Raw genomic sequence first — 6882 nt, forward strand, 5'->3', positions numbered from 1 at the left:
CCTCCCGGCTGACCCCGACCCCCGAGACCCCAGCGGAGTGCCCCACGGTCACGCCGCCCACGATCATGCCCCAACGGGATTTCCGAATACGTACGACCAGGGTGCCGTCGACGTCGCCGTGCTCCTGGGAACGGCACGGGGCGCGGTGGCCCGCCCCGCCGGCTGCCTTCCCCTCGCCTGGTACGCCGCCGCCGGCTGGACTCCTCCGCCGCCGGACCGGCCGCTGCCCCTCGTGGCGATCAACGATCCCTGCACCATTCGCAGCCAGGCGTTGAGCACCCTGGCGCGGGTCGGGCGCACGGCATGGGTGGTCGGTGAGGCAGGCCATCTCGCCGGTGTGCTGCACGCCGCCCGCGCCGGGGTCGGGGTGGCTCTGCTCGCCGACGTCGGGCCGGTTCCCCCGGGGCTCGAACGGCGCCACGACCTGCCCGCCGTTGCGCCCGAACCCCTGCACGTGCGCGTGCGTCGCGGAGCGCCACCGCGGCTGGGCCAGCTGGTCGGTGACGCCGTCGAGGCCGCCCTGGCCTGAGCTCCGGCCCGGCATGACAGCGCTCCGGCCCGGCATGACAGCGGGTGGTTTCGGGCATGCCGAACATGGAGGTGGTCCGGATGACGGATGCGCTGTCGACGTTGGGCCCGCCGGCAGGCGTCACACAGCCGGACACAGTAGTGACGGATCTCCTCGAGATCCTGCGCCGGCATCTGCGGATGGACGTCGCGGGGCTGGCCCGGATCGACGGGGATCTGCTTGTCCTGCAGGTTCTCAGCGGGGACGCACGGGGGTTCAGGTTGGCGCCGGGTTCGACGATCCGCCGCGAGCATGCCCTGCTCGGGCGGGTGCTGTCCGGCGAGATACCGGAGATCGTCGCGGACACGCGCACCGATCCGCGCACCGCGGACGCGGGCGTCGTCCGCGAGTTGGGCGTCGGCGCGTACGCCGCGGCGCCGGTCGCCGACAACGACGGCGAGGTGTACGGCATAGTCGGCTGCCTCGCCCACGACGCGCTCCCCCACCCACGCGACCGCGACGTGCACTTCCTGCACCTGTTGGCGGCCTTCCTGAGCGACGCGGTCCTCGACCTGCACCGCCTGTGGGAACAGCGACGCCGCATCTGGCAGGAGGTGAGCGACCTCATCGACGCGGGCGGCCCAAAGATGATCTTCCAGCCGATCTTCAGGCTCACGGACGAGCGGATCGTCGGGGTCGAGGCGCTGTCCCGCTTCCCCCACACGACCGGCGATGCGCAGCAGTGGTACAACGACGCCGCAACCGTCGGCCTGAGCATCGAACTGGAACTCATGGCGATCCGCCACGCGCTGACCGTCCTGCCGACGCTCCCGTCCGACCTCACCCTCGCCGTCAACGCCTCGCCGTCCACCATCACCTCCGGCCTGGTCGACATCCTTCCCGACCGGGGGGCCGATCGCCTCATCGTGGAGATCACCGAGCACGAGCACATCGGCGACGACTCGGAGCTGCTGGTCGCCGTCGGCGTGCTGCGCCGCCGCGGGGTCCGCATCGCGATCGACGACGTCGGCACCGGCTACGCGGGCCTGGAACAGCTCATCCACCTGCGCCCGGAGATCATCAAACTGGATCGGGTCCTCACCCACGGGATCGACACCGATCCGGCCAGGCGCGCCATCGCGACGGGACTGGTGCAGGTCGCCGGCGAGATCGGCGGCTGCGTCATCGCCGAGGGCATCGAAACCCCGATGGAGCTCGACACGGCGATGGCGGCCGGGATCCCCTACGGCCAAGGCTACCTGCTCGGCCATCCCACCACGACCGCCGGGGCCGCCTGGGTGGAGCACTCCGCGCACCGGCCGACGGCCGCCGAACCGGAACCGGTGCCGGCCACCTCCTCCCGGCGGCTCGGCTGAGCCCGTGGCGGCTACCGRCTGGCCCCACAGCCGCAGCGCCAGCACGAGGTACCAGCCGGGGTGACGCCAAGGTGACAGTGTGGCTACCCGGCGGTTGCGCAGGCCATACGCTCACCAGCCATGACCGCGGTGGCTACGGGGGTACGGCGCCGGGCGGCGACCCCGCCGGGCCGGCTGCGCCTGCTGTCCGTGCTCGTGGTCCTCGCGCTCGTCGCACTGTGGGTTACCGCCCTCGGCGCCACGCAGACCCGCCGGCACGCGATCGACACCCTGACCAAGGACAGCGGCGCGTCCTTCATCGCCGCCCAGAGCCTGCGCGCCGAGCTCTGGGCGGCGGACGCCACGGCGGCCCGTGCCTTCCTCGCCGGCGGCGTCGAACCACCGGGGCAGCGTGCCGCCTACGCGCGCAGCATCGCCGCGGCGGGCGACCGCGTCGTCGATCTCGCCCGCGCCGGTGGTCCGCGCCAGCCCCTGGCCGTGCTCTGCGCGCAACTGCCCGTCTACACCGGCCTGGTCGAACGGGCCCGGGCGAACAACCGGCTCGGCCTCGCCGTCGGCGGGGCCTACCTGCGGCAGGCGTCCGCGCTGATGCGGGACACCATCCTGCCCGCTGCCGACGCGCTGGCCACCGCCGACGCCACCGACATCGACCACGGCTACCGGCGGGCGAGCTCCTGGCACCAGGTGTTCCTGGTCGGCGCCGTCGGCGCCGCGACGCTCGCCGGGCTCGTCGCGCTGCAGGTGCGGCTGTTCCGGCGCACCCACCGGATCCTCAATCTGCCGCTGCTCGCCGCCACGGCGCTCACCGCGATCATCCTCGGGTTGACGCTGACCGCGTTCGGCGTGGAACGTGGCCGTCTCGTCGAAAGCCGGGACCACGGGTACGTCCCGATGACGCTGACCGCGCAGGCCCGGGTGCTGGCATTACGGGCATGGGGTGACGAAAGCCTGTCGCTGGTCGCCCACGGCAACGGCGTGGAACTCGACGAGGACGCCCGCGCCGCGGCCGCCCGACTGGGCTACGACGACAGGGGGCGCCGGAGCGGGACCGGGGTTCTGCCGGCGACGGTGGCCCTGCGCGGCCCGGACGGCCCGGCCCGCGCCGCCCTGGAACCGGCCTGGCGCGGATACCAGGCGACAAGCCTGCGGGTCGGTAACCTGGTGTCCGATGTCGGCGGGTTCCAGCAGGCGGTGGCCGTGGCGCTCGGCGAGGGCACGACCTCCTTCACCCGGTTCGACGACGCCTCGGAAGCGGTGTTCACGACCAGCCGTACCCGCTTCGAAGCGCGCCTGTCCGCCGCCGGCGAGGCGCTGAACCGCCTGCCGCTCGGCGCCACCGTGGCGCTCGGGCTCGCCGCGGCCCTGGCCTTCGTCGGCATCCAGCTGAGAATCAACGACTACCGGTGAGCCGATGATGATCATCCGGGTCGCGACGGCGCGAGCGGTGACGGTACTGATTACCGTCGCCCTGGCGGTCGGCGTCACCGCCTGCGGCACGGTCGACAGTCCGCTGCCGGCCCAGGCCCGACCCCTGGCCCCCGCGACGCCGACGCCCCCGCGGCCCGCCGCCCTCACGCCTGCCGCCCTCACGCCTGCCGCCGCGGCCGTGACGCCGACACCCACCTGCGACGATCCGCAGGCCAGCTGGCGCCCGCCGGGCCGGCTGCCCTCGCCGGGCGCGATGCCCACGGGCACCGTCCTGGAGACGATCGAACGCCGCGGCTACCTCATCGCCGGGGTGCTGGCCGACGTCCCGCCCTTCGGGTCGATCAGCCCGTTCACCGGCCAGTTCGAGGGCTTCGACGTGGAGATCGCCAACCTGGTCGGCCGGAGGATCTTCGGCGCGGACGGACACGTGCGGTTCCGCGCGGTCACCTACGCCGAGCGCATCCCGGTCCTGCGCGACGGCGCCGTCGACGTCGTCGTGGCGACCATGACGACGAACTGCGAGCGGCGCGCGCTGGTGGACTTCTCCGCCGTCTACTACAACGAGACGCAACGGGTCCTGGTCCCCCGCGACTCGCCGTACCAGGGGATGGACGATCTCGGTGGGCGACGGGTCTGCACGGCGGCCGGCGCGGCGGCCGGCGCGGCGGCGACCATCCGGCGGGCACCGTCGCGCCCGGTGCTGCGCACCGTGCCGAACATCGCCGACTGCCTCGTGCTGCTCCAGGCCGGGGAGGTCGACGCCGTCATGACCACCACGGCCATCCTCAACGGGATGGCCGCCCAGGACCCGCGGCTGTACGTTGTCGGACCGGCCCTGTCGGACGAGCCGGACGCGGTCGCCGTCAGCCTCGACCATCCGGAACTGACCCGCTTCGTCAACGGCGTGCTGGCCCGCGCGATCGCCGACGGCACCTGGAAACGGCTGGCCCGGCGGTGGCTGTCGGCACCGTTCGCCCCGCCGCCGACGCCACCGGTCGCCCGCTACCGGGACTGACCGATGATGATCTCTCGGTGGGAGATGGACGCGGTCCTGACCCGGCTGCGTTCGGGGGGCGCTCCCCCTCGCCCACCCCTCACCTCAACCCCGATCTCAACCACGATCTCAACCGAGGAGCGTGCGTGAACGCGGTCATCCCCTGCCCGGAGCCGGACTGCGGCGGCGTCGTCGAGGACGGGTCGCGGACCGCACCGAGCCGGCTGGGCGCGGGTCTGGTCGAGGTGCCCGAGCCCGACGTGCCCGAGCCCGACGTGCCGGACCCGGCGTCGATGCTGCTGGCGGACCCGCAGATCCCGGAACGGCGGCGGGCCTGTGCCGGGTGCGGCGCGCCGGCGGGACGCGCCCGGGGCCGCCGGCCCGCGCGTCCCGAGGGCTTCTGCCCGGGATGCGGCCAGCCGTTCTCGTTCCGTCCCACGCTGCACGCCGGTGACCGCGTCGGGCCGTACGAGATCGCGGGGGCCCTCGCGCACGGCGGCCAGGGCTGGATCTACCTCGCCCGGGACCCGAGCGTCGCGGAGGGCTCCTGGGTCGTGCTCAAGGGCCTGCTCGACTCCGGCGACCGCGAGGCACAGGCCGCGGCCATCGCCGAGCGCCGGTTCCTGGCCTCCGTCGACCATCCGGCGATCGTGCGGATCTTCACCTTCGTCGAGCATGCCGGCACGAGCTACATCGTGATGGAGTACATCGGCGGCACCTCGCTGCGGGAGGTGCTGTGCCGGCGTCGGGCCGACGCCGGCCGGCCCGACCCGCTGCCGGTCACCCAGGCCGTCGCCTACCTCCTCGCGGCGCTGCCCGCCTTCGCCTACCTGCACCGAAACGGCCTGGTGTTCGGCGACTTCACACCCGACAACGTGATGCTCGGCCGGGAGACACCGCGCCTGATCGACCTCGACGCGATCCGTCGCATCGACGACGGCGCAGTAGCCGGAGCCGGCTGCGGCACCCTCGGCTACCAGGCACCCGAGGTGCCCACCACCGGCCCCTCGGTCGCCTCCGACCTGTTCGCCGTGGGACGCACTCTCGCGACCCTCATCCTGGACTTCCGCGGTAACACCTCGACCTACCTGCACACGATGCCACCGGCGGCGGACCATCCCGTCCTCGCCCGGCACGAGTCGCTGTACCGGTTCCTGCTCAAGGCGACCGCGCCCGATCCCGACCGCCGCTTCACCGGCGCCGAGGAGATGCACGACGAACTGCTGGGGGTGCTGCGGGAGATCGTCGCGGCCGAACGCGGGACACCGGCCCCGGCGCCGGCGCCGAGCCGGCGGTTCACCGGCGACCTCCACCCCACCGGCGAAGGTGGCCTCACCGGCGAAGGTGGCCTCACCGGCGAAGGTGGCCTCACCGGCGAAGGTGGCCTCACCGGCGAAGGTGGCCTCACCGCGCTGCCGCCGTGGTCGGTGCTGCCCCGGCTACGGGCCGACCCCGACGACCCGGCGGCGGACCCGCTCACCGCCCTGCCGGACCTCGCGCCCGAGCAGCTCGCCGAGCTGCTCGGTGCGATGGGAACCACCAGCGTCGGGGCGCGCCTGCACCTGGCCGACCTGCGGATGCGCCTGGGCCGGACCGCCGCCGCCCGCGAGATGCTCGCCGAGATCGAGGCGGAGGACCCCTTCGAGTGGCGGGTGGACTGGCAGCGCGGGCTGCTGGCACTCGCCGACGGCGACACCGCCGCGGCCCGCGGCGCGTTCGACCGGGTCTACGACGAGGTCCCGGGCGAGCTCGCGCCGAAGCTGGCGCTGGCGCGCACCGCGGAGGCCGCCGGCGACCTCCCCCGGGCGCAGCAGCTGTATGACCTGGTGTCGCGCACCGACGACGCGTTCACCGGCGCGGCGTTCGGGCTGGCGCGGGTGCGGATCGCCGCGGGCAACCGCGACGGTGCGGTGGCCGCCTACCGCCGGGTACCACCGGCCTCGGCCGCCCACGTCGACGCCCAGATCCGGCTGGCCCGGGTACTCGGCACGGTGACCGTGGCCGGCGTCCCCAACCGGGCCGGCATCATGGCCGCGTCGGACGTGCTGGCCGGCCTGGACCTCGACTCGGGCCGCCGGGCCGCTCTCACCCGGGATCTGCTGACCACCGCGCTCGACCTGGTGGCGGCCGGCACGCTCCCGGTGGACCCGGGCGTCACGGTCGCCGGTGCCGCACTGCGGGAAGCGGACCTGCGCTTCGGCCTGGAACGCGCCTACCGGGAGCTCGCCCGGCTGGCCGCGACCACCGACGAGCGGTACGCCCTCGTCGACCTCGCCAACCGTGTCCGCCCGCGGACCCTGGTATGAACGCCGGACAGCGGCCGGGACCGGCGTCGGGGCCACGGGACCCCGGCCTGGCGGACCCCGGCACGGCGGACCCCGGCACGGCGGGACGCTGCCCCGGCTGCGCGGCGCCGGTCCTTCCCGACGACCGGTTCTGCGAACGCTGCGGCGTGGCCCTGACGGCGGCCGGCCGCGAGCCCGGCGACCGGATCGATGTCGACCTGACGATCGCGGCCGGCGTGTCGGACCGCGGCCTCGTCCACCGGAGCAACGAGGACGGGTTCGCCCTCGCCG

General features: G+C 74.3%; 4 protein-coding genes and 2 pseudogenes. All 6 read left to right on the forward strand.

What is annotated here, in order from left to right; translation table 11 throughout:
• Window positions 1-529 (forward strand): annotated as a pseudogene (locus KBI5_RS15545) (hypothetical protein); the annotation flags it as partial.
• An 80-nt stretch (window positions 530-609) separates the two neighbouring features.
• The gene (locus KBI5_RS15550; protein WP_232235112.1) at window positions 610-1884 is read left to right on the forward strand and encodes an EAL domain-containing protein; all 1275 of its coding nucleotides are present in this window, start codon (window positions 610-612) and stop codon (window positions 1882-1884) included.
• Window positions 1885-2004: 120 nt separating this feature from the next.
• A complete protein-coding gene (locus tag KBI5_RS15555; protein WP_011436834.1) occupies window positions 2005-3291 on the forward strand; it encodes a hypothetical protein in 1287 nt (428 codons plus the stop codon).
• A gap of 4 nt (window positions 3292-3295) precedes the next feature.
• Window positions 3296-4327, forward strand: coding sequence for a glutamate ABC transporter substrate-binding protein (locus tag KBI5_RS15560; RefSeq protein ID WP_011436835.1), 1032 nt, complete (start codon window positions 3296-3298; stop codon window positions 4325-4327).
• A gap of 125 nt (window positions 4328-4452) precedes the next feature.
• The gene (locus KBI5_RS15565) at window positions 4453-6612 is read left to right on the forward strand and encodes a serine/threonine-protein kinase (protein ID WP_241882941.1); all 2160 of its coding nucleotides are present in this window, start codon (window positions 4453-4455) and stop codon (window positions 6610-6612) included.
• Window positions 6609-6882: pseudogene (locus KBI5_RS15570) on the forward strand (zinc ribbon domain-containing protein); the annotation flags it as partial. The gene KBI5_RS15565 and the pseudogene KBI5_RS15570, both read left to right, overlap by 4 nt.

The organism is Frankia sp. KB5 (assembly GCF_002099325.1).
Lineage (GTDB): Bacteria > Actinomycetota > Actinomycetes > Frankiales > Frankiaceae > Frankia > Frankia casuarinae.